Below are 22,134 nucleotides of genomic sequence, written 5' to 3'. Positions count from 1 at the left end.
GCGCTAGGCCGAAGGCGCCGCAACGTCAACGGCCCGCATCTGCGCCAGCGGATGGCGCCGATTGACCAGCTCGACGAGCCGCCGGCTATCGACATGGGTGTAAATCTCGGTCGTCGCGATGTCGGCATGGCCCAGCATCATCTGCAACGCGCGCAGGTCGGCCCCGCCCTCCAGCAGATGGGTGGCGAAGGCGTGGCGCAGGACGTGCGGACTAACCCCCGCGGGATCGACCCCGGCGCGTGCTGCCAGTTCGCGCAGCATCTGGAACAGCCGTACGCGCGACACATGCGCCTTGCCCGACGGGAACAGCCAGGGTGTTCCATCGGCGAGCAGCGGCAGCCAGCGATCGAGCGCTTCGCGCGCCCGGTCGGACAGCGGCACCAGCCGTTCCTTGTCGCCCTTGCCGCGCACGATCAGAAATTGCCGCTCGCCGGCGACCGCACGGCGCGGCAGCGATACCAGCTCGCTCGCGCGCAGTCCGGAGCCGTAGAGCAGTTCGAGCAGCAGCAGCATGCGCATGGCGTTCGCGGGCGCTGCCTCCCCCGCTGCCTCCTCGCTAGCCTGCGCGAACAGCCGGTCGACATCATCGTGCGACAGAATGCGCGGCAGCGGACGACGCGTGGCGGGACGCGCGATGTCGAGCGCCGGATTGTCGGTGCGCTCGCCCTCGTCCTCCAGAAACGCGAAGAACTGCCGCAGCGCCGACAATTTGCGTGCGGCGCTGCTCGCCGCCAGCGTCCGATATGCGGCCATCAATGCGCGCAGCGCGGCGGCGTCGGCGTCGCCGAGCGAACCGCGCACCAGTTCGGCCGCCTGTTCAAGGTCGCGGCGATAAGCGAGGATGGTGTTGCGCGATGCCCCCCGTTCGGCGGACATCATCTCGAGGAAGCGGTCGATCAGGCGCGCGTCAGACACGCACCAGCGCTTCGGCCGCGATCATCCGGGCTTCGGCGTCGAGCCCGACGTCGTGGAGCGCCCGGACGATATGATAGAGGTGATAGGGCGGTATCTTGTCCCATTCGCCCTGCATCCCGGCCGCGGCAAGCAGCGCGACCATGCCGGGTTCGCGCCGCTGGGCGGCTTCGGAAATTGCGCGCGTCCATCGCGTCTGCTTGCCCAGATCGACCCCCAGGTCGCTGGCCGCCGATGACGCCTGCCCGGCGTCGATGCGGCCGAGGCCCGCAAGACCCGCGAGCAGGAATTTCGACCGCAAGGTTTCGGCGCTGTCGTCGTCGCTGGCGAAGCTGCCAATCGACCCGGCGCCGACACCGGTCAGCGGGCGCGGCGACCCGACCGCCATGATGCCCCAGCCGTGGCCGCCGACCGACAGTTTCGACACCCATTGCACCGCGCGATTGTCATATCCCGCGGTCAGCATCGATCCCAGCAACTGCCACGGATCGGCGCCGACATCGGCGCCGGTGGGCAGCGCGGCGGCGGCTCGCGCGGTTGCGACAAGCGCGGCATAGCGCGCCGTCGCGCCGGTGCCCGCGGACCAATATTCCGCCATCGCGGTATAGCGATCGGCGGCATTGGCGCCGCTGAACGCGCTGCGCAGCAGATCGGTCTGCGCCGCGAGCGCTTCGGGGGGCTCCTCCTCGCTCGACGCGGCGCTGAGCAGCGAGACATAGGCTTCGCTCGATAGCACGCCGCGCGATGCGGCATAGGGAGCGGCAGCGATGCGGTCGCCCATCGGCGTCATCGGCGCGAGTACCGTCCAGCTTCGGATCGAACCGGCCTCCGTGGCGCGCAGCGGTGCCGGAATGTCGATTCCCGTCGCGGTCGCCAGGCCAAAGCGCCAGCTCGTCAGGCGCCCGACCTTGTCCCATTCGATCGTTGTCGAACGGCGGCCGGCGCCCGTTGCGCCGAGCACACGTTCGGCGAGCAGAATGTCAAAATTGCTGATCTTGCCGCTTGACCGTACCCGGCCGATCGCCCAGCCCGCGGGTCCGGCCTCGCCCGACATCCCGGCGCACATCGCCGCGGCGAGCCGCCAGCTTTGTTCGTCGCCATGGGCAAGCCCTGCGGGGACATAAGGACAAAGCCCCGACGGATCGGCGTTCGCCAGATAGGTCTGCTGGGCGGTCGCGACGAGCCGCGGGGTCGCGCGGTCATAATCGACCGACTGCACGATCATCCGCGCGGTGGTCGATTCGCCGAGCCGCAAAAGCAGCCCCGCGCGGTCGGCGGCAAGGTCGGCGCCGCTGATCGTATCGGGCGTGTCGATCGCAGACGCGAGCGCGCGGCGCAGCAATATCTGACCCCAGCGCGAGGCGACCTGACCGCGCATGCTGCGCATGATCGCCGCCGCATATTGGCCGCGCACACCAAAGGCATCGGGCGCCATCCCGCCGGTTTCGGGCGTCAGCGGCCCGACCCGCGTCAAAAGCCGGCGCGCGCCGGGCGGCAGGTCGTATTTGAGCTGGCCGGAGGTGCCTTCCTCGCCATCGCTGGCCTCATCGCCCGTGTCGGTGTCGGTGTCGCCGCTGTCGAGCGTCGCGACGGTTGACGGCGCAAGGGTCGTCGCACCGCTCTGGCCGCCTTTGGGTGCGGCGGTCGATGATGGTGCCGGGGTCGGCGATGGCGTCGGTGCCGGGCGCGGTGCCGGCGTGTCGGCGGGCTTGCCAAAGCCTTCGGGCAAGAGCGATTCCTGCGCGACCGCCGGAAGGACGAGCGCAGCCGCGAGTGCGGTTCCCGACAATCCCAGGGTCAGCGCGAGCATTTTCTTGGTCATTGTGCCGCGCTTTCGGCAATCTTGTCGGTCACGTCCACCTCAATCATCTTCGCCTCGATCGGTCGTCCCAGCCAATAGAGGAACAGACCGAACGCCAGCAGCAGCGCCAGGGCGAAAATCCCGGCGACCCAGCGCCCTTTTCCCGATCCTTGCGTTGCGCGCAATATCCTGTGCCACCCGTGCCGGCTCGACCCAAATTTGCGCGGCGCAGCAAAATCATTGTTCCGCGCGGTTCCTGCGGTATAGCCGCGCGCACCATGTCGCGAAACCCGAAAAGCCCGGCCCCGGACATCGCGCCCGCAATTCGCGCGCGGCCGATCGTGCTCGTCGGGTTGATGGGATCGGGCAAATCGACGATCGGCCGCCGCCTGGCGCAGCGCCTCGGCATGCGCTTCGCCGACGCCGACGACGAGATCGAACGCGCCGCCGGCATGACGATATCCGACATTTTCGCGCGCTTCGGCGAGGCGCATTTCCGCGATGGCGAACGCCGCGTGATCGCGCGCCTGCTCACCGGCCGGCCGCTGGTGCTCGCGACAGGCGGCGGCGCCTTCATGAACGACGAGACGCGCGCGCTGATCCTGGACAAAAGCCTGTGCATCTGGCTCGATGCCGACGTCGCGACCCTGGTCGAGCGCGTCGGGCGCCGTAGCCATCGCCCGCTGCTCAAGAACCGCGACCCCGGTGAGGTGCTGCGCGAACTCGCCGCGGTCCGCAATCCCGTTTATGCCGAGGCGCATATCCGCGTCAGCTCGGCAAGCAATCCGCACGAACATACGGTGCGCGCGATCCTGGAGGCGCTGTCGCAATGGAAACCGCAATGACCAGACTGACCGTCGAACTTGGCGCGCGCAGCTATCCGATCCTGATCGGCGAGGGACTGCTCGACGCATTGGGCGCGCAGGTCGCCCCGCTACTGAAGCGTCCGCGCACGATGATCGTTACCGATACCCACGTGGCCGATGCCTATCTGGCCAAGGTCGGCGCCGCGCTGGGTGCAGAGGGCATTTCCTTTTCCTCGCTCGTCCTGCCCGCAGGCGAAGCAACGAAAAGCTGGGAGGGACTGGCGCGGCTGACCGAATGGCTGATCGGCGAAGGCGTCGAACGCAGCGATCATGTGATCGCACTCGGTGGCGGCGTGATCGGCGATCTCGTCGGCTTTGCGTGCAGCATCGTCAAGCGCGGCTGCGCCTTCATCCAGGTGCCGACGACATTGCTTGCGCAGGTCGACAGCAGCGTCGGCGGCAAGACCGCGATCAACGCCCCTGCCGGCAAGAATCTGATCGGCGCCTTTCATCAGCCGGCGCTGGTCGTGATCGACCCCGCGACGCTGACCACCCTCCCCCGCCGCGAACTCGGTGCGGGCTATGCCGAAGTCGTCAAATATGGCCTGATCGACGATGCGGACTTTTTTGCCTGGTGCGAGGCGAACGGCGCCGCGCTGCTGGCCGGCGATACCGCCGCGCGCGCCTATGCCATCGCGCACAGCGTCGCGGCGAAGGCCCGGATCGTCGCCGCCGACGAACGCGAAACGCAGGATATCCGCGCGCTGCTCAATCTGGGCCACAGCTTCGGCCACGCGCTTGAGGCCGAAACGGGCTATTCGGAACGGCTCCTGCATGGTGAAGCGGTTGCGGCCGGCATGGTCCTCGCGCATCATTTTTCGGCGGCCAAGGGCCTGTGTTCCGCCGCCGATGCCGAACGGGTGCGCGCGCATCTGGCGAGCGTCGATCTGCCGCACAGCCTGGCCAGCGCGGGCATCAACACCGGCGGCGCGGCGCTCGCCGCACATATGGCGCATGACAAGAAGGCGCGCGGCGGCAAGCTGCCGCTGATCCTGACGCGCGGCATCGGGCAGAGTTTCATCACCGACGAATATGGGCTCGATAGCGTGGCGGACTTTCTCGACGCGCAGGCGGCTTAGGCGCCAGACGCCGCTGCCCGCGGACGCGTCACGCCGACTCGGGGTCGGCCGCCTGCATCGCTTCCTCGTCGCGCGCGGCGGCCTTTGCCTCCTGACGCCGCTGGCGTAATTTTTCCAGCACGCTTGCCGACTCGCGGCCGCCGCCGGGCTTGAAGCGGTGATCCTTGCCCGCCGCGAGGTCGCCTTCGTCCATCTGCGCGGCGAGGCGCGTCGCGTCGAGCTGGCGCAGCGCCGTCTCGACATCTTCCATCTGGCGCGGATCGACGTCGAGCTTTTCGAGCGCCATCAGGCCGAGTGCGATCGAGCTTTCGAACACCTCGCGTACTGCGCCTGCCGTTCCCGCGCCATCGATCGCCATCAACTGGCGCCGGTCGAAAACGCGCGTCAATATCTTCGCCTGCGGGAAGGCTTCGACGATCGGACGCAATACTTCGGCATCAACCGTGGCGTCGTCGATGCAATAGATGATGACCCGCGCCTCCTCCGCGCCCGCGCGGCGGAGCAGGTCGAGCCGTAGCCCGTCACCGAAATAGACTTTGGTATCGAACCGGCCGGACAATTCGATCTGGCTCGGCTTCTTGTCGATCAGCGTCACCGAACAATCGACCGCGTGGAGCATCTGCGCGACGATCTGGCCGAAGCGGCCATAGCCGATGACGAGCGCCGAGCCGCGCGGCGCGTCGTCGGGGCCTTCGAGTTCGTCGCCGTCGCGGTCGGGCGAGAATTCGAGGTTGCGCGCGAACAGCATCAGGAACGGCGTCGATACCATCGACAGCGTCACCACCGCGCTGAACAGGCTCGCCGCCTCGGGCGCGATAAGCAGCGCGTCGGCGGCCTGGGTAAAGAGCAGGAAGCCGAACTCGCCGCCCTGACTGAGCAGCAGCGCGAGGCCGAGCGCGGTTTTCCACGATTTGCCGAACGCACGCACGAGCAGTGTCAGCACCATGACCTTGACCGCAACCAGACCCGCCGCGAGCAGCAGAACGCGCAGCGGATCGGCGAGGATCACATTGACGTCGAGCACCATGCCAACGGCGAGGAAGAACAGGCCGAGCAAGATCAGGCGGAAGGGTTCGACATCGGCCTCTATCTCGTGGCGATACGGCGAATCGGCGAGCATCACACCCGCGACGAAGGCGCCGAGCGCGGTCGAAACATGCAGGCTGTGCATCAGCGCCGAACTCGCCAGCACGACGAGCAGGCCGACGACGACGAACAGCTCGCGCTCGCCATAGCGCGCGACGAGGCGCAGCAGCGGATTGACGACGAACCGGCCGGCGAGGACCAGCCCCGCGATGGCAAGCAGCGTATAAAGCGCCAGCAGCGCGCCCGGCGGCGCCGACGGATCGGCGGGCGCCCGCGACAGCGCGGCGATGATCGTGATCATCGGGACGATCGCCAGATCCTGAAAGAGCAGGATCGAAAAGGCCTTCTCGCCGAAGGGCGAGTTGATCCGGCCCGAGCTTTTGAGGCTCGGAAGCACCTGCGCCGTCGACGACAGCGCGAGCGGCAGGCCGAGCGCGAGCGCCGCTGCGGGGCTGAAGCCCAGCGTCACGAAGATCAGCCCGGTCAGGATCAGCCCGGTGACGACAACCTGCGCCAGGCCGAGCCCGAAGATGGCGCGGCGAAGCTGCCAAAGCCGCCGCGGATGCAGTTCGAGGCCGACGAGGAACAACAGGAAGGCGATGCCGATCTCAGCGATCTGCAGCTTCGACTCGCCGCCGCCGACGAGACCCAGACCGTGCGGCCCGACGAGCGCGCCGGCGATCAGATAGCCAAGCACCGCGCCGAGCCCCAAACGGCGGAAGATCAACACGAACAACGTCGCGACGCCCAGCAGCACCGCGCCTTCGAACAACAGCGTATCGGTCGGGGTGCGCGCCGCCACCTCGGTGACGGCCGGCGCCGTTGCCGCGAGGAGAAAAGTCATGCCGTCACCTCGTCATCCTCAAGCGCGGCGATGGCGGCATCGAAGGGCAGCAATATAGCGCCCTGCCGCGCCGGATAGTCGCGCGCCGGCGCAAGAAGATCGAAGCCGGGCCAGTCGGGCATAGCGCCCTCGCCCGCGAACCAGGCGGCAATTGCATCGCGCGCGGCGCGAATATCCCTGAGCGCGCGGCCGGGCGCGTGGCGTGCGACCAGCGCCGCCGACGCCTGCCCCAGCGCGCAGGCTTCGACGTGCAGGCCGACCTTCGTCACCCGCCCGCCCGCATCGGCGTCGAGGTCGAGGATGATCGCGCTGCCGCACAGCGGCGCGCGCGCCGAGATATGATGGCGCGCCTCGGGCAGCGGCGGGTAATCGGCATTGGCGACTGCCAGCGCCAATATGTCGCGGTTATACAGCGGCGCGCTCATTTCGCGGCCGCGTCGGGCGCGTCCTGCTTCACGGTCGTGCTTTCGGCGGCGCGCGCTTCGGCCCGCCGCTCGGCGATCACCTTGCTCAGCGCGGCGCTCGTCGCGTTGAGTGCGGGATAGGTGCGGCTCTGCTCCATCCATTCGGGACGCTGCGCATTGCCATAGCCGATGTCATAGAGAAGCGTAACGAGCATGAAGCCGATCGCGGCGATCAATAGCCCCTTCACCGCCCCGAAACCCGCGCCGAGCCCACGGTCGATACCGCCGACGATCGAGGCGCGGCTGCGCTGCCCCATCGCCCGCGAACCCCATTTGGCGAGGCCGAAGACGATACCGAAGAGAAGAACGAAGGCGAGCATCGCCGCACCACCCGCCGTCCCGACCCAACGCGACACGAACTCGGTCACTGCCGGATGAAAGAAGCGCACCGCCGCGATCGCCAGCACCCAGGCGAGCAGCGTCGTCACCTCCTGCACCAGCCCGCGCGAAAAACCGAGCACTGCGCCGCCACCGACCAGCGTCAGCACGATGATATCCAGAGCCGTCAGACTTCCCATCTGCCGGTCGCTAGTCGCGCCCGAGCATCAGGTCAACGAGTTCGCCGAGCCGCGTGAAGCCGGTAACGCCGATACCGTTCACCGCTTTCATCCCCTTCGGCCCCCAGCCCCTTGAAAAACCGAGTTTCGCGGCTTCGCGCAGGCGCAGCGCGTCATGCGCGACAGGGCGAATTTCGCCCGACAGCGACAATTCGCCGAAGACGATTGCATCGGCGGGAACCGGCCGCTCGCTGAACGCCGAAATCAGCGCTGCAGCGACCGCCAGATCGGCGGCGGGATCGGTCAGACGATAGCCGCCCGCGATGTTGAGATAGACCTCGGCGCCGCCCATCTGAAGCCCGCAGCGCGCCTCGAGCACCGCCAGCACCATAGCCAGGCGCCCGCTGTCCCAGCCGACGACGGCGCGCCGCGGCGTCGCGCCGCTCGCCAGCCGCACGGTCAGCGCCTGCACCTCCACCAGCACCGGGCGCGTCCCCTCCAGCGCGGGGAAGACGACCGATCCCGGCACGTCGCGGCTGCGGTCGGTCAGGAACAGGCTCGACGGGTTGCTGACCTCGCCCAGCCCCTCCTCGCCCATCGCGAAGACGCCGATTTCGTCGGTGCCGCCAAAGCGGTTCTTCACCGCGCGCAGGATGCGATATTGGTGGCTGCGCTCGCCCTCGAACGCCAGCACCGTATCGACCATATGTTCCAGCACGCGCGGACCTGCGATCGTGCCATCCTTGGTGACATGCCCGACGAGGACGATCGCCGCGCCGCCGTCCTTGGCATAGCGGATCAGTTCCTGCGCGCTCGCGCGGACCTGACTCACCGTTCCCGGCGCGCTGTCGATGAGGTCGCTGTGCATCGTCTGGATCGAATCGATGACCACGAAATCGGCGTCGCGGCTGTCGAGCGTCGCCAATATGTCGCGCACCGACGTCGCGCTCGCCAGCGCGACCGGCGCGTCGCCGAGCCCCAGCCGCTGCGCGCGCAGCCGCACCTGACCCGCCGCTTCCTCGCCGCTGATATAGACGACCGACTTGCCCGCCTTCGCGAGCCGCCCGGCCGCTTGCAACAACAAGGTCGACTTGCCGATCCCCGGATCGCCGCCGATCAGCGTCGCCGATCCGGCGACGAAGCCGCCGCCGAGCGCCCGGTCGAATTCGGCGATGCCGCACAGCATCCGCTCCGGCATCGGGCTATGCTCGCCCAGCGTCTCGAGCGCCAGTGACCGCCCGCCTTTCGACAGATCGTGCTTGGCCGAAAAGACGGTTTCGCTCGCCTCTTCGACCAGGGTATTCCACTCGCCGCAATCGGCGCATTGCCCCTGCCACCGGTACGAGACCGACCCGCAATTCTGGCAGACATATTGACGCTTTGCTTTGGCCATGCGGATCGCATAATCGGAACAAAGATGGAACGCCAGCGCTTTCCTCTCGGTCATTGCGAGGAGCGTAGCGACGCGGCGATCTCCCGCTCCCGACTTTGCGCAAGGCCGATGGCGGGAGATTGCTTCGCTTCGCTCGCAATGACGATCAAACCGCTTTACGGCAGCTTCAAACCCGAATCACCCTGCCCGCAAGGAACCCCGCGCCATGAAATTCTTCGCCGACACCGCCGAAATCGCCGACATCAAGGAACTGGCCGCAACGGGATTGCTCGATGGCGTGACCACCAACCCGTCGCTGATCGCCAAGTCGGGCCGCGACTTCAAGGAAGTGACGAAGGAAATCTGCGCACTCGTCGATGGCCCGGTCTCGGCCGAGGTCGTTGCGCTCGATCATGAAACGATGATGAAGGAGGCCGAAATCCTCCGCAAGATCGCCGACAATGTCTGCATCAAGGTGCCGCTGACGATCGACGGACTCAAGACCTGCAAGGCGCTGACCGGCGACGGCACGATGGTGAATGTGACGCTCTGCTTCTCGGCGACGCAGGCGCTGCTCGCGGCGAAGGCCGGCGCGACCTTCGTTTCGCCCTTCGTGGGCCGCCACGACGACAATGGCTTCGACGGCATGCAGTTGATCGCCGACATCCGGCTGATCTACGACAATTATGCCTTCGAGACCGAAATCCTCGTCGCGAGCGTGCGCCACGGCATCCACGTGCTCGAAGCCGCCAAGATCGGCGCCGATGTGATGACTGCGCCGCCGTCGGTCATCAAGGGATTGTTCAAGCATGTCCTGACCGAAAAGGGCATCGAAGGCTTCCTGGCCGACTGGGCCAAGACCGGGCAGTCGATCTGACCCCTACAAAACCCAAAACAGTCGTGTGTCCCCGCGAGGGCGGGGATCCATCTCCCGTCGGCTCAAAATGGCACCTTCCGGAGATGGGCTCCCGCCTTCGCGGGAGCACACCGTTATTTGGCTCTGCTTTCCAGTTGACGTAAACGTTAACCTCCCGCGATACTCGTCCGAAAGGGAGAGATTCGCGATGACCGACACCACCATTCTTACCGAGCGCCGCGGCCATGTGTTGATCGTCACGATCAACCGGCCCGAGGCGCGCAATGCGGTCAATGCCGCGGTCCATGTCGGCATCGGAACCGCACTCGAAACCGCCGAGGCCGATCCCGAAATCCGCGCCGTCATCATCACCGGCGCGGGCGACAAGAGCTTTTGCGCCGGCGCCGACCTCGTCGCCCTGTCGCGCGGCGAGAGCCTCGCGCCGTCGGACCCCGATCAGCTTGCATGGGGCTTCGCGGGCATGGTGTCGCACCCGATCTCGAAGCCGATCATCGCCGCGGTCAACGGCTTCGCTTTCGGCGGCGGCTGCGAGATCGCGCTGATGAGCGACATTATCGTCGCCGCCGATCATGCGCAATTCGGGCTGCCCGAAGTCAAGGTCGGGCTGTTCGCCGCGGCGGGCGGTGCCTTCCGCCTTGCGCAGCAGATGCCGCGCAAGCTGGCGATGGAGCATATGCTGACCGGCGACCCGATCCCCGCCGCGCGCGCCGCGCAATTCGGCCTCGTCAACCATGTCGTCCCGCTCGCCGAACTGATGCCGACCGCGCTTGCGCTTGCCGACAAGATTGCCGCCAACGCGCCGCTGTCGGTCCAGGCATCGAAGCGCGTCGCGCTCGGCATCCAGGACGGCCGCATCGCCGCCGACGCGCCCTATTGGGAGCACAACACCCTCGAACGCAGCGCCTTGATGCGCAGCGAGGACGCGCGCGAAGGACCGCGCGCCTTTGCCGAAAAGCGCAAGCCCGAATGGAAAGCGCGCTGATATGACCATGACCGATCCCGAGCGCATTCCCGTCATCATCGGCGTTGGCCAGGTCAACGACCGCCCCGCCGACCCCGACGAAGGGCTCGACTCGCTCGGGCTGATGGTCGCGGCGCTGCGGGTCGCCGCCGAAGACGCCGGCGTGCCGCTCGCCGAGATCGACAGCCTCGCGATCGTCGACCAGATCAGCTTTCACAGCCTCGGCAAACTGCCCGAACCGCTGGCCGCCGCCATCGGCGCCAGCCCGGCGATCAATTACCAGTCGGCGGCGCCACACGGAGATACGCCGGTACGCCTGCTCAACGAAGCGGCGAACCGCATCGGCGCGGGCGAGGTGAAGCTCGCGGCCATCGTCGGCGCCGAGGCGCTGCGCACCGCGGCGGGCCGCGCCGCCAAGGCCGCGAGCGGCGAGGACAAGAGCTATAACGCGATCCGCAAGGTCGCGACGCGGCGCGAGCCCGATTATGCGCAGAAGCACGGCCTCGCCGCGCCGGTCGACGTCTATCCGCTCTATGAAAATGCGACGCGCGCCGCATGGGGCCAGAGCCTTGCCGAAGCGCAGGGCGAGAGCGCCGAAATCTGGTCGCGCTTTTCGGCGGTTGCGGCGGCAAACGAAGGCGCCTGGATCCGCAAGCCCGCAACCCCTGCCGACATTCTGCGCGTCGACGAGCGCAACCGGCCGATCGCCTTTCCTTATTCCAAGCTGATGGTCGCCAATTCGTCGGTCAATCAGGGGGCGGGTTTCCTCGTCGCCAGCCTGGCCGAAGCGCGCCGCCGCGGCCTATCCGAGGACCGGCTGATTTACGTGGGCATGGGCGCCGCCGCGAAGGAGCCGCCGAGTATCCTCCGCCGCGACCGCTATAACGGCAGCGTCAGCATGGAAACCTCGATCAACCGCACGCTAGCGCTCAACGGCATGACCGCGCAGGATTTCGATTTCGTCGAACTCTACAGCTGCTTCCCCTGCGTGCCGAAGATGGCACGCCGCACGCTCGGCTGGCCGGTCGACCGCCCCGCGACGATGTTCGGCGGGCTGACCTTCGGCGGCGGCCCGATCGCCAATTATATGAGCCACGCAATCGTCTCGATGGTGGAAAAACTCCGCCGCGAAGGCCGCTACGGCTTCCTCTTCGCCAATGGCGGCTTCGCCACCGACAATCATTGCATCGTGCTGGGCAAGGAGCCGATCGCCGCCGCCAGCTTCCCGCAGGATTTCGACTATCAGGCCGAAGCCGAGGCCAAGCGCGGACCGGTGCCGGATCTGGTCGAAGATTATGCGGGGCCGGCAACGATCGAGAGCTATACCGTCTTCTACGGCCGCGATGGCGCGCCAAGGGCGGGCGTCGTGGTCGCGCGCACGCCCGAGGGTCGGCGCACATTGGCGCATGTCGATGTCGGCGACACCGCGATGCTGGCGTTCCTGACCGATGGCGCGAAGGAACCGGTGGGGACGGCGGGCGAAGTCGTGGCGCTGGGCGACTGCCGCTTCGGCTGGCAGAGCCTCTGACTGGTACCTATTTGCGCTAAACCCTCACCAGCGTTGATGATATTCCTCATCCGGGCAAGGGGGGAAGCGATATGGTGCGTGGTCTGTTGACGGTCGGCATGGCAGCATCGCTCGCGGCCTGCGCTTCGGCGCCCGCAACGCCCCAAACCGCCTCCGCGCCACTCCCGGCGATCGACGACAAGCGGCTCGATCAGACAACTTCGCCCGAGCTCGTCCCTTATGCGAGCGAAGGCGAATTCCGGGCGTATCTCCGGTCGCTCGAACGGCTGCGCGACCGACGTGAACGCTACACCGCGCGATCCTCGGAAATCGTCGTCGCGGCGGCGATGCAAGGCGGCGATCCCTTATGCGAAAAGCCCGAGGACTGCCCCGGCGAAGGTGGCGTGAGAGACGTTATCGTGACCGGGTCGCGCGCCGCGGCGCCGACGTCGATCACGAACGTCCAGACCGCTGGCGTTGACGAGGGCGATATCGTCAAGCAGATCGGAGACTATCTGCTCGTTTTGCAGGACGGTCGGATCTTTGCGATCAATGTGAAGACGATGCAGCTTACCGATCGGGCCGACGTCTATCGGCACCTGCCGCCGGACCGGCCCGGGAAAAAGCGGTGGGACGACGATTTCGACGGTGCCGATTGGTACGATGAGATGCTCGTTCAGGACGATCATGTCATCGTCACTGCCTACAGCTATAAGGACGATGCGACCGAAATGTCGATCTTCAAGCTCGATCAGGCGAGCGGCAAGGTGGCAAGCGAAGGCGTCTTCCTCATCACGTCCGACGATTATTACGACGTCGACAATTATGCCACGCGCATCGTCGGCGACACGCTCGTCGTATACACGCCCTATGCGCTCGACCAGTTCGAGGAACGCGACGCACGCCCGATACTGAGGCGGTGGCTGCCCGAAGCGGAGCGCAAGACGCGCCAAGCGCGCGGCACCCCGTTGCTCGATGCGCGATCGATCTACAAACCGGTGTTGCGGACGGACGACCCGACCGTCCACGCAATCTCGCTCTGTCCGCTTGGCGGCTTCGACAGCAAGCGCAGCCTGGAATGCCGCACGACCGGATTTGTGGGGCCTCGAAAGGCCGAAATGTTCGTGTCGCCCGAAGCCGTCTATCTTTGGACATCGGCGTTCGGCGATCGGGAGTGGTGGCATTTGCCCGGTTGCGACGAAGATCAGGCCGAGGATGGCGCCCCCCTCGATCGGCCGCGCGCCGACCGCCGCGACGTTGCTCCGGGCGCGCTCTATCGCCTGCCGATCGGCAGCCGCGCGCCAGGCGTCGTCGGCGTTTCGGGCGCGCCCTACGATCATCTTTCGATGGATGAACGCGACGGGGAATTTCGCGCCTTGGTCGACTGGCGCAGCATCCGCTGCCGTTCAGGCTATGCTGAGCCCGCGCAAAACGCCTTTCTGAAAATCCGTACCGGCGTCTTCGACACGATCTTCCAACCCGTAGCGGACAGCGCCTTCACGCCGCTTCCATCGACGGGCAAGGCGATTGTCGAAAATCGGTTTGCCGACGATTGGCTCGTGTTCGGCGGACGCAATGGCTGGAGCGGCGATCCGCCCGACCCCGACACGCCCCCGCAATCGAGCAAGGTCGTTGCCGTGCCGGTCAAGCGCCCGAAGGACGCGCTGGTGATCGACGTTCCCCACAATATCGTTCGCACCGAACGCGTGGGCAATGACGTCATCGTCAATGGCTATCGCGACGACCGCGGCCTGACTCTGACGCTGATCGGTCTCGGCAAGGACGCGCATATCCTCTCGTCTGCCTTCCTGCCGGACCGATACGAAAGCGAAGGCCGCAGCCATGCCTTCAACAGCATTGTCGACGAAGCGGGCAATGGGATCATCGGCCTGCCGACCGTCAAGCTGAGCGCGGAGTCGAGACGATGGTGGTGGCGCTCGGATACCTCCGACCTCAGCTTCCTGACCAAATCACCAACCGGGCAGCTTGCCGACGCCGGTGCGCTTGCCGCAACGCCGGACGATCAGGTCGAAACCGACGCCAGCTATATATGCGAAGTTTCGTGCATCGACTGGTACGGCAATTCACGGCCGGTGTTTCTGAACGGCCGCATCTTCGGCCTCATGGGCACCAGCCTGGTCGAAGCCCGGATCGACGATGACAAAATCCGCGAGATCGCGCGGATCGACCTGACTGCGCCGCTTCCACAGCGCTAGCCGACGTCGAACGACACCCCCTGCGCCAGCGGCAGCGCGTCGGAATAGTTTACCGTGTTCGTCGCGCGGCGCATATATTGCCGCCACGCATCCGACCCGCTCTCGCGTCCGCCGCCGGTTTCCTTCTCGCCGCCGAACGCTCCGCCGATCTCGGCGCCCGATGTGCCGAGATTGACGTTGGCGATGCCGCAATCGCTCGCGGCCAGGAAGCGCTCGGCTTCGCGCAGATCGGTGGTGAAGATCGCCGATGACAGCCCTGCCGCGACATCGTTGTGCAGGCGGATCGCGGTGTCGAGATCGTCGTAGCGCATGACATAGAGGATCGGCGCGAACGTCTCCTCCAGCACCGGGCCGGCCTGGCCGGGCATTTCGACCAGTGCGGGACGGACATAATAGCTCGCGCCGTCGCCGACCCGCTCGCCGCCATGCACGACGCCGCCTGCGGCCTTGGCCGCCGACAGCGCTGCCTGCATCGCCTCATAGGCAGCGCGGTCGATCAGCGGGCCGACCAGCACCGTGCTTTCCAGCGGATTGCCGACGCCGACGCTCGCATAGGCTGCCTTCAACCTGGCGACGAAGCCGTCATAGATGCTGTCGTGGACGAACAGTCGCCGCGTCGTCGTGCAGCGCTGCCCCGCGGTGCCCATTGCGCCGAAGGCGACGCCGCGCAGCGCAAGGTCGAGGTCGGCCGATGGCGCAACGATCACGCCGTTATTACCGCCCAGTTCGAGGATCGCACGCGCGAACCGCTGCGCGAGGCGCGGCGCCACCGCGCGGCCCATGCGCGTCGACCCCGTCGCCGAAACGAGCGCGACGCGGGCATCGTCGACCAGCGCCTCGCCCGTCTCGCGCCCGCCGATCAGCACTTGCGACAATCCCGCGGGCGCATCGCCGAACCGCCGCAACGCGCGCTCGAAAATCGCCTGCGTCGCCAAGGCGGTAAGCGGCGTCTTTTCGGAAGGCTTCCAAACCACGCTATTGCCGCAGACGAGCGCTAGCGCGGCATTCCATGCCCAGACGGCGACCGGAAAATTGAAGGCGGAGATGACGCCCACGACGCCCAGCGGGTGCCATATCTCCATCATCCTGTGCCCGGGTCGCTCGGTCGCGATGGTGAGGCCGTGAAGCTGGCGCGACAGGCCGACAGCAAAGTCGCAGATGTCTATCATCTCCTGCACCTCGCCAGCGCCTTCGGACGGAATCTTGCCGGCCTCGATCGTCACCAGCATCGCAAGATCATCCTTGGCAGCGCGCAGTTCCTCGCCGAACAGCCGCACCAGCTCGCCGCGGCGCGGGGCGGGCACGTCGCGCCACGCGCGGAACGCCGCACCGGCGGCCGCGAGCGCGGCGTCGGTGTCGGCGGCATCGGCGATCCGCACCGCCGCGATCTGCTCACCGGTCAGCGGCGAATGGGACGGCATCGAACCCTGGGTGTACAGCGCGTGCTCCACGCCGAGCGTATCGAGCAGGCCTGCTGTCATTTTCTCGATCCCGGCCATCCTTCGTCCTTTCGTCCACGCCATCGGGCAGCCGCATAATACTCCTCCCCCGTTCGTGTCGAGCGAAGTCGAGACACCACGACGGCGCGCAATGACGATAGGGCATCTCGACTTCGCTCGATGCGAACGGCTAAGGGGATAGCAAATAGAGGAGAGATGCAGTGTCCGAACTACCCCCCTCCGAACCCTTCGTCCCCGTGCCCGCCGATGCCGCCGCGAACACGCATTGCAGCGCGGCCGATTATGACCGGCTCTACGCCGCCAGCATCGACGATCCCGACGGTTTCTGGGCCGATCAGGCGCAGCGCATCGACTGGATGACGCCGCCAACGAAGATCGCGGGCTGGTCCTACGATCCCGTCAGCATCAAATGGTATGAGGACGGCGTTCTCAACCTCTGCCACAATGCGCTCGACCGCCATGTCGCCGCGGGCCATGGGATGCGCACCGCGATCATCTTCGAACCCGACGCCCCCGATGGCGAGGTGCGGCACATCAGCTATGCCGCGCTGCTCGCCGACACTATCCGCATGGCCAACACGCTCAAGAAGATGGGTGTCCGCAAGGGCGACCGCGTCACCATCTATATGCCGATGATCCCCGAAGGCGCGATGGCGATGCTCGCGTGCGCGCGCATCGGCGCGATCCACAGCGTCATCTTCGGCGGCTTTTCGCCCGAGGCGATCCACGGGCGGATCGAGGATTGCGGCAGCGACTGGGTGATCTGCGCCGACGAAGGGCTGCGCGGCGGCAAGACGATCCCGCTTAAGGCCAATGTCGACAAGGCACTCGATCGCGTCGAGGTAAAGGGCGTGCTCGTCATCGCGCACACCGGCGGCGACGTCGCGATGCGCGAAGGCCGCGACCATTGGTACGACGCGCTGTCGGCCGATGTCGACGCCGACTGCCCGTGCGAACCGATGGGCGCCGAGGACCCGCTGTTCATCCTCTACACCTCAGGATCGACGGGTAAGCCCAAGGGCGTGCTGCACACCGTCGGCGGCTACAGCGTGTGGACCGCGTCTACCTTCTGGTACGGGTTCGATTATCGGCCGGGCGAAATCTTCTGGTGCACCGCCGACATCGGCTGGGTCACGGGGCACAGCTATGTCGTCTACGGCCCGCTTCAGAATGGCGCGACGACGCTGATGTTCGAAGGCGTACCCAATTATCCGGACCACGACCGTTTCTGGCAGGTCGTCGACAAACACCGGGTCAACATCCTCTACACCGCGCCGACCGCGATCCGCGCGCTGATGCGCGAAGGCGACGATTATGTGACGCGCCACGACCTGTCGACGCTCCGGCTGCTCGGGAGCGTCGGAGAACCGATCAATCCCGAGGCATGGCGCTGGTATCACCAGCTCGTCGGCAAGGGCCGCATCCCCGTCGTCGATACCTGGTGGCAGACCGAGACCGGCGGCATCATGATCACGACGCTTCCCGGCGCGCATCCGATGCAGCCGGGCAGCGCGGGGCGCCCCTTTTTCGGCGTTCGGCCGCAGCTCGTCGATGCGGATGGCGCGGTGCTTGCCGACGAACAGGTCGGCGGCGCGACCGAGGGCAATCTGTGCATCACGCACAGCTGGCCGGGGCAGGCGCGGACGGTCTATGGCGACCATGACCGCTTCATCCAGACCTATTTTTCGACCTACAAGGGCAAATATTTCACCGGCGACGGCTGCCGCCGCGATGCCGAGGGCTATTGGCGGATCACCGGGCGGGTCGACGATGTCATCAACGTCTCGGGCCACCGCATGGGCACTGCCGAGGTCGAAAGCGCGCTCGTGCTGCACGATCTGGTCGCCGAAGCCGCGGTCGTCGGCTTTCCGCACGACATCAAGGGCCAAGGCATCTACGCTTATGTCACGCTCAACGCCGGGGTTGAGCCGACCGAAGAGATTGCCGCCGCGCTACGGCAGCAGGTGCGCACGGAAATCGGCCCGATCGCGACGCCCGACCATATCCACCTGACCCCCGCCCTTCCCAAGACCCGGTCGGGCAAGATCATGCGGCGGATTCTGCGCAAGATCGCGGAGAATGACTTCGGCTCGCTCGGCGACACGTCGACGCTGGCGGACCCGAGCCTGGTCGACGGGCTGATCGAAGGCCGGAAGAACCGGTAACCCTAACCCCTCCCGCATGCGGGAGGGGGATTTAGAAATGGAAGTCCGGCAGTTCGGCTAGTGCGATGCCCAGCGCTTCGGCCCAGCCGTGCGACACATTGTGGAAATAGGGATCGTCGCGTTCGAAGCGGCGTTCGTGGACGCCGTGGAAATCGTCGCGTTCGTGGACCTTCAGGTCGATCGGCAGGTCGACCCCGGCGTTGGCGCGGATCGTCGAATCGAACGAGACGCACAGCAGCTTGACCGCATCCTCAAACGACATAGCGGGATCGTAGGACCGCACGATGATCGGGCGGCCATATTTGGTTTCGCCGATCTGGAAGAAGGGATTATCCTCCCCCGCTTCGATGAAATTGCCCTCGGGATAGATCAGGAACAGGCGCGGTTCGGCGCCGGCAATCTGCCCGCCGACGATCAACGAGGCGCGAAAGATCGATTCGGCGGCCGGCCCTTCGGCGCCGTAGCGCAGCACGATCTGGCGCAGCGTCTCCCCGACGATCGTCGCGACCTGGAACATCGACGGCGCCTGCAGGATCGACGGCTGACGTTCTTCAGGCGCCTTGGTGCGTTCGTCGAGCAGGCTGACGACCGCCTGGGTGGTCGCCAGATTGCCCGCCGACATCAGCGTGATCACGCGCTCGCCCGGCACGTGCCAGCTGCGCATCTTGCGCACCTGCGATATGTCGTCGACGCCGGCGTTGGTGCGGGTGTCCGACATGAACACCAGCCCCTTGTTCAAACGCATGCCCACGCAATAGGTCATCGAATCCCCGTCCCGCCCCTGTGATGTCCCGATTATTGCTGCACCTGCAACTGGACAACCAGATTTTCTTGCGCCGCACCATAGCGCATGCCGCGAACCGGGGCGGCATCGCGATAATCGAGCCCCGTCGCGACGCGGATATAGCGCTCGTCGGGCGAATGGCCATTGCTGACGTCGAAGCCGATCCAGCCGATATGGTCGAAATGCGCCTCGGCCCAGGCGTGGGTGGCGTCCTGATGGGTGCGGTCGTCCATGCTGAGATAGCCCGAAACATAACGCGCGGGGTGGCCCAGATGGCGCATCGCGGCGATGAAGATATGGGCATGATCCTGACACACCCCGCCCTCGCCCCCCAGCGCCTGTTCGGCGGTTGTCTCGGCATCGGTGACGCCGATGCGATAGGCCAGGCGGTCGAGGATCGCCGCCGACAGCGCATGCGCGCGTTCGATATCGTTCGCGAAGTCGCGGCCCAATCCGGCGGTCAGCGCGCGCACGCCCCGTCCCGCACGCGTCAGCGGCGTCGGGCGGAGGAAGGTCCACAGCGGCATCGCCCCGCGATGCGCCCCGATCACCCCGTCGGTGGTGAGCAGTTCGACCGCGCCGTGGCACCGGATGACAAGTTCGGCATCGCCGCCGTGCACCGCGATCAGATCGACGCCATTGCCGTGATGATCGACATAATGGAGCTGTTTTTCCCCGCCCTCGACCTCGATCGTCCAGTCGTGGATCCGCTGCTGGCCCGGCCGGTCCTTGGGGGTCAGGCGCAGTTGTTGCAGCGCATAGCCGACGGGGGCGTCGTAGCGATAATGGGTGGTATGTTCGACACGCAGGAACATCGTCACTCCACGAAACGGTAATCGCGCTCGATCTGCATCGCGAGCGCCGAATTGGCGGACAGGAAATCGGTCAGATATTCGTGCAGGCCACCATCGAAGATCGCCTGGATCGGCCCCGCGAGCTTTTGCCGGCACAGGGCATCGGCCATCCGCCCTGCCTCGGTCTCTTCGCCATAGCCGCGCTGGAGCCAGGCAAGATTGTCCTGCATCTTGGCGCAGCAAAAGGCGAGACTGCGCGGCATCTGGCCATAGAGGATCAGGAATTCGGCGATCTTGAGCGCGCTGATCTCGGCCCCGTAAAGCCAGCGATAGGCGCGGTGCGCCGAGACCGACCGCAGGATCGTTTCCCACTGCACATTGTCGATCGAGGTGCCGATATGCGCGACGGAGGGCAGCAGCAGATAATATTTTACGTCGAGAATGCGCGCCGTGTTGTCGGCGCGTTCGAGGAAGGTGCCCAGCCGCGCGAAATTATAGCCATCGTTGCGCAGCATCGTGCCGGTCAGCGCACCACGCACCTGCGCGCTCTGCTGGCGGATCGCGGCGAGCACGTCGGGCAGATCGTCCTCGCGCACCGGCCGCTTGAGCAGGTCGGTCAACGTCATCCAGCTCGTATTCACCGCCTCCCACACCTCGCGCGTCAGCGCGGTACGCGCGGTGCGCGCATTGTCGCGCGCGTGCTTGACGATCGACAGGATGCTCGACGGGTTGGCCGGGTCGCGCAGCAGGAAATCGACCACGCGCGCCGAGCTGTAATCATCGTGCGTCGCCAGGAATGCCTGATCGACCCCCGCGGTCTCCAATATCGAGCGCCATTCGGCGGGCGCCGTCTGCGACCGGGTGAGCGCGATGCGAAAGCCCGCGTCGATCAGCCGCGCATTATTCTCGCTTCGTTCAAGATAGCGCGCCATCCAGAAGAGGCTGCCTGCGGTTTTGCCTAGCATCGCCGTCAGTCCTCCAACACCCAGGTGTCCTTGGTGCCGCCACCCTGGCTGCTGTTCACGACCAGCGATCCCCTCGTCATCGCGACGCGCGTCAGGCCGCCGGGGGTGATGGTGATGCCCTGCGGCGACATCAGGACAAAGGGGCGCAGATCGACATGCCGCGGCGCAAGGCCCTTTTTGGTGAAGATCGGCACCGTCGAAAGCGACAGGGTCGGCTGGGCGATATAATTGCCGGGGTTTGCCTCCAGCTTGGCGCGGAACGCTGCGATTTCCTTCCGGCTTGCGGTCGGCCCGACGAGCATGCCATAGCCGCCCGACCCGTGCACTTCCTTCACCACCAGTTCGGGAAGCCGGTCGAGCACCTCGCGCAGATGTTCGGGCTCGCTGCATCGCCACGTCGGCACGTTGGGTAACAGCGCCTTTTCGCCGGTGTAGAATTCGATGATGTCGGGCATGTAACTATAGAGCGCCTTGTCATCGGCGATCCCGGTCCCCGGCGCATTGGCAATCGTGATGCCGCCCGCGCGATAGACGTCCCATATCCCCGGCACTCCCAGCATCGAATCGGGACGGAAATTCAGCGGGTCGAGAAAGTCATCGTCGACGCGGCGGTAAAGAACGTCGATCGCGCGATAGCCCTGCGTCGTGCGCATCGCGACCCGGCCATCGACGACGCGCAGGTCATGCCCTTCGACCAGTTCGGCGCCCATCTGATCGGCTAGGAAGCTGTGCTCGAAATAGGCGCTGTTGTGGATGCCCGGCGTCAGCACCGCGACAGTCGGCGTACCGCCGCACATCGGCGGCGCACAGGCCGACAGCGATTTCAGGAGGTTGATCGGATAGTCGCCGACCTCGCGCACCGGCACTTTCGCGAACAGCTCGGGAAACATCTGGAGCATCGTTTCGCGATTCTCGAGCATATAGGACACCCCCGACGGGGTGCGGGCATTATCCTCCAGCACATAGAATTCGTCGGCACCGGTGCGGACGATATCGATGCCGCTGATATGGGTATAGACGCCGCCGGGCGGATCCATGCCCATCATCATCGGCAGGAAGGCATCGTTGCGCGCGATCAACGCGGTCGGCACCCGGCCGGCACGCAAAATCTCCTGCCGGTGATAAATGTCGTAGAGAAAGGCGTTGAGCGCGCGCACCCGCTGTTCGATGCCGCGCGACAGGCGCCGCCATTCGCCCGCCGCGATGATCCGCGGCACGACGTCGAACGGGATCAGTCGCTCGTCGGCGTCGGCCTCGCCATAGACGTTGAAGGTAATGCCAGTGGTGCGAAAAAAGGCTTCGGCCTGCTGCGTCTTGCGCTGGATGCGCTGGGCATCCTCGGCATCGAACCATTCGCAATATTCGCGATAGGGCGGCCTGGTCCCGCCATCCCCGGTTATCATCTCGTCGAAGAAGGAAATGCTCCGACCCTTTCCACGCAACAGCCACGCCAACCGCGCACGATAAACGCGGCGCCCTGTTCC

The 22,134-nt window shown here is 66.2% G+C and carries 19 protein-coding genes; 7 read left to right on the top strand and 12 right to left on the bottom strand.

Going from position 1 to position 22,134, the window contains the following annotated elements; translation table 11 throughout:
- Positions 1 to 3: 3 nt before the first annotated feature.
- From ATE59_RS15605 to ATE59_RS17905, 3 genes are read right to left on the bottom strand one after another with little or no spacing between them, the layout of a single operon-like run.
- A complete protein-coding gene (locus tag ATE59_RS15605; protein WP_058813220.1) occupies positions 4 to 915 on the bottom strand; it encodes a tyrosine recombinase in 912 nt (303 codons plus the stop codon).
- Positions 908 to 2,734 carry a hypothetical protein gene (locus ATE59_RS15600; protein WP_058813219.1) on the bottom strand — a complete coding sequence of 609 codons (1,827 nt, stop codon included), beginning with the start codon at positions 2,732 to 2,734 and terminating at the stop codon, positions 908 to 910. The genes ATE59_RS15605 and ATE59_RS15600 overlap by 8 nt, the downstream gene beginning before the upstream one ends.
- Positions 2,731 to 2,898, bottom strand: coding sequence for a hypothetical protein (locus ATE59_RS17905; RefSeq protein ID WP_156416816.1), 168 nt, complete (start codon positions 2,896 to 2,898; stop codon positions 2,731 to 2,733). The genes ATE59_RS15600 and ATE59_RS17905 overlap by 4 nt, the downstream gene beginning before the upstream one ends.
- 93 nt (positions 2,899 to 2,991) lie before the next feature.
- On the opposite strand from ATE59_RS17905, the gene ATE59_RS15595 reads away from it, so the two are divergent.
- Both ATE59_RS15595 and aroB read left to right on the top strand, forming a co-directional pair.
- Positions 2,992 to 3,558, top strand: coding sequence for a shikimate kinase (locus tag ATE59_RS15595; RefSeq protein ID WP_058813218.1), 567 nt, complete (start codon positions 2,992 to 2,994; stop codon positions 3,556 to 3,558).
- On the top strand, positions 3,555 to 4,658 hold the full coding sequence (gene aroB, locus ATE59_RS15590) for a 3-dehydroquinate synthase (RefSeq protein WP_058813237.1): 1,104 nt from the start codon (positions 3,555 to 3,557) through the stop codon (positions 4,656 to 4,658). Before ATE59_RS15595 ends, aroB begins: the two co-directional genes overlap by 4 nt.
- Positions 4,659 to 4,686: 28 nt before the next feature.
- On the opposite strand, the gene ATE59_RS15585 is transcribed toward aroB, so the two are convergent.
- Genes ATE59_RS15585 through radA form a run of 4 tightly spaced genes read right to left on the bottom strand, consistent with a single transcriptional unit; the run spans position 4,687 to position 8,942 of the window.
- Positions 4,687 to 6,588, bottom strand: a complete 1,902-nt coding sequence (locus ATE59_RS15585; protein ID WP_058813217.1) for a cation:proton antiporter domain-containing protein — start codon at positions 6,586 to 6,588, stop codon at positions 4,687 to 4,689.
- The gene (locus ATE59_RS15580) at positions 6,585 to 7,013 is read right to left on the bottom strand and encodes an iron-sulfur cluster assembly scaffold protein (RefSeq protein ID WP_058813216.1); all 429 of its coding nucleotides are present in this window, start codon (positions 7,011 to 7,013) and stop codon (positions 6,585 to 6,587) included. Before ATE59_RS15580 ends, ATE59_RS15585 begins: the two co-directional genes overlap by 4 nt.
- Positions 7,010 to 7,570: a CvpA family protein gene (locus tag ATE59_RS15575; protein WP_003052779.1), complete on the bottom strand. Its 561-nt coding sequence runs from the start codon at positions 7,568 to 7,570 to the stop codon at positions 7,010 to 7,012. Before ATE59_RS15575 ends, ATE59_RS15580 begins: the two co-directional genes overlap by 4 nt.
- Positions 7,571 to 7,580: 10 nt before the next feature.
- Positions 7,581 to 8,942: a DNA repair protein RadA gene (gene radA / locus ATE59_RS15570; protein WP_058813236.1), complete on the bottom strand. Its 1,362-nt coding sequence runs from the start codon at positions 8,940 to 8,942 to the stop codon at positions 7,581 to 7,583.
- 205 nt (positions 8,943 to 9,147) lie between these two features.
- Here radA and fsa point away from each other — a divergent pair, with 205 nt between their 5' ends.
- The 4 genes from fsa to ATE59_RS15550 all read left to right on the top strand — a co-directional run bounded on the left by fsa (position 9,148) and on the right by ATE59_RS15550 (position 14,482).
- Positions 9,148 to 9,798, top strand: a complete 651-nt coding sequence (gene fsa, locus ATE59_RS15565; protein ID WP_058813215.1) for a fructose-6-phosphate aldolase — start codon at positions 9,148 to 9,150, stop codon at positions 9,796 to 9,798.
- 187 nt (positions 9,799 to 9,985) lie between these two features.
- A complete protein-coding gene (locus ATE59_RS15560) occupies positions 9,986 to 10,780 on the top strand; it encodes an enoyl-CoA hydratase-related protein (RefSeq protein ID WP_058813214.1) in 795 nt (264 codons plus the stop codon).
- Between the two features lies 1 nt (position 10,781).
- A complete protein-coding gene (locus ATE59_RS15555) occupies positions 10,782 to 12,287 on the top strand; it encodes an acetyl-CoA acetyltransferase (protein ID WP_058813213.1) in 1,506 nt (501 codons plus the stop codon).
- 71 nt (positions 12,288 to 12,358) lie between these two features.
- Complete coding sequence (locus ATE59_RS15550) at positions 12,359 to 14,482, top strand: beta-propeller domain-containing protein (protein ID WP_058813212.1); 2,124 nt, start codon at positions 12,359 to 12,361, stop codon at positions 14,480 to 14,482.
- Here ATE59_RS15550 and amaB read toward each other — a convergent pair.
- Complete coding sequence (gene amaB / locus ATE59_RS15545; protein WP_197409189.1) at positions 14,479 to 15,963, bottom strand: L-piperidine-6-carboxylate dehydrogenase; 1,485 nt, start codon at positions 15,961 to 15,963, stop codon at positions 14,479 to 14,481. The genes ATE59_RS15550 and amaB overlap by 4 nt on opposite strands.
- A gap of 179 nt (positions 15,964 to 16,142) precedes the next feature.
- On the opposite strand from amaB, the gene acs reads away from it, so the two are divergent.
- Positions 16,143 to 18,107, top strand: a complete 1,965-nt coding sequence (gene acs / locus ATE59_RS15540; RefSeq protein WP_058813210.1) for an acetate--CoA ligase — start codon at positions 16,143 to 16,145, stop codon at positions 18,105 to 18,107.
- A gap of 31 nt (positions 18,108 to 18,138) precedes the next feature.
- Here the strand turns inward: acs and ATE59_RS15535 are convergent, their stop codons facing one another.
- From ATE59_RS15535 to ATE59_RS15520, 4 genes are read right to left on the bottom strand one after another with little or no spacing between them, the layout of a single operon-like run.
- Positions 18,139 to 18,870, bottom strand: coding sequence for a proteasome-type protease (locus ATE59_RS15535; protein ID WP_003052754.1), 732 nt, complete (start codon positions 18,868 to 18,870; stop codon positions 18,139 to 18,141).
- Positions 18,871 to 18,902: 32 nt separating this feature from the next.
- Positions 18,903 to 19,706: a transglutaminase family protein gene (locus ATE59_RS15530; RefSeq protein WP_058813209.1), complete on the bottom strand. Its 804-nt coding sequence runs from the start codon at positions 19,704 to 19,706 to the stop codon at positions 18,903 to 18,905.
- Positions 19,707 to 19,708: 2 nt separating this feature from the next.
- Positions 19,709 to 20,650 (bottom strand): alpha-E domain-containing protein, encoded by a 942-nt coding sequence (locus ATE59_RS15525; RefSeq protein WP_058813208.1) that lies wholly within the window; start codon positions 20,648 to 20,650, stop codon positions 19,709 to 19,711.
- 5 nt (positions 20,651 to 20,655) lie between these two features.
- Complete coding sequence (locus ATE59_RS15520; RefSeq protein WP_058813207.1) at positions 20,656 to 22,053, bottom strand: circularly permuted type 2 ATP-grasp protein; 1,398 nt, start codon at positions 22,051 to 22,053, stop codon at positions 20,656 to 20,658.
- Between the last annotated feature and the right edge of the window lie 81 nt (positions 22,054 to 22,134).

The sequence above is a fragment of the Sphingopyxis sp. A083 genome, assembly GCF_001468495.1.
In the GTDB taxonomy this organism is placed as follows: Bacteria; Pseudomonadota; Alphaproteobacteria; order Sphingomonadales; family Sphingomonadaceae; genus Sphingopyxis; species Sphingopyxis terrae.
This window is presented reverse-complemented; position numbering and strand designations above follow the sequence as displayed.

What these genes read in the sequence shown, in the direction of transcription:
- ATE59_RS15595 (WP_058813218.1), top strand. Translation starts at nt 2,992, where the DNA reads ATGTCGCGAAACCCGAAAAGCCCGGCCCCGGACATCGCGCCCGCAATT.
- fsa (WP_058813215.1), top strand. Translation starts at nt 9,148, where the DNA reads ATGAAATTCTTCGCCGACACCGCCGAAATCGCCGACATCAAGGAACTG.
- ATE59_RS15535 (WP_003052754.1), bottom strand. Translation starts at nt 18,870, where the DNA reads ATGACCTATTGCGTGGGCATGCGTTTGAACAAGGGGCTGGTGTTCATG.
- ATE59_RS15585 (WP_058813217.1), bottom strand. Translation starts at nt 6,588, where the DNA reads ATGACTTTTCTCCTCGCGGCAACGGCGCCGGCCGTCACCGAGGTGGCG.
- ATE59_RS15525 (WP_058813208.1), bottom strand. Translation starts at nt 20,650, where the DNA reads ATGCTAGGCAAAACCGCAGGCAGCCTCTTCTGGATGGCGCGCTATCTT.
- ATE59_RS15575 (WP_003052779.1), bottom strand. Translation starts at nt 7,570, where the DNA reads ATGGGAAGTCTGACGGCTCTGGATATCATCGTGCTGACGCTGGTCGGT.
- ATE59_RS15580 (WP_058813216.1), bottom strand. Translation starts at nt 7,013, where the DNA reads ATGAGCGCGCCGCTGTATAACCGCGACATATTGGCGCTGGCAGTCGCC.
- radA (WP_058813236.1), bottom strand. Translation starts at nt 8,942, where the DNA reads ATGGCCAAAGCAAAGCGTCAATATGTCTGCCAGAATTGCGGGTCGGTC.
- ATE59_RS15530 (WP_058813209.1), bottom strand. Translation starts at nt 19,706, where the DNA reads ATGTTCCTGCGTGTCGAACATACCACCCATTATCGCTACGACGCCCCC.
- aroB (WP_058813237.1), top strand. Translation starts at nt 3,555, where the DNA reads ATGACCAGACTGACCGTCGAACTTGGCGCGCGCAGCTATCCGATCCTG.
- amaB (WP_197409189.1), bottom strand. Translation starts at nt 15,963, where the DNA reads ATGACAGCAGGCCTGCTCGATACGCTCGGCGTGGAGCACGCGCTGTAC.
- ATE59_RS15520 (WP_058813207.1), bottom strand. Translation starts at nt 22,053, where the DNA reads ATGATAACCGGGGATGGCGGGACCAGGCCGCCCTATCGCGAATATTGC.
- ATE59_RS15560 (WP_058813214.1), top strand. Translation starts at nt 9,986, where the DNA reads ATGACCGACACCACCATTCTTACCGAGCGCCGCGGCCATGTGTTGATC.
- ATE59_RS15600 (WP_058813219.1), bottom strand. Translation starts at nt 2,734, where the DNA reads ATGACCAAGAAAATGCTCGCGCTGACCCTGGGATTGTCGGGAACCGCA.
- ATE59_RS15555 (WP_058813213.1), top strand. Translation starts at nt 10,782, where the DNA reads ATGACCATGACCGATCCCGAGCGCATTCCCGTCATCATCGGCGTTGGC.
- ATE59_RS15550 (WP_058813212.1), top strand. Translation starts at nt 12,359, where the DNA reads ATGGTGCGTGGTCTGTTGACGGTCGGCATGGCAGCATCGCTCGCGGCC.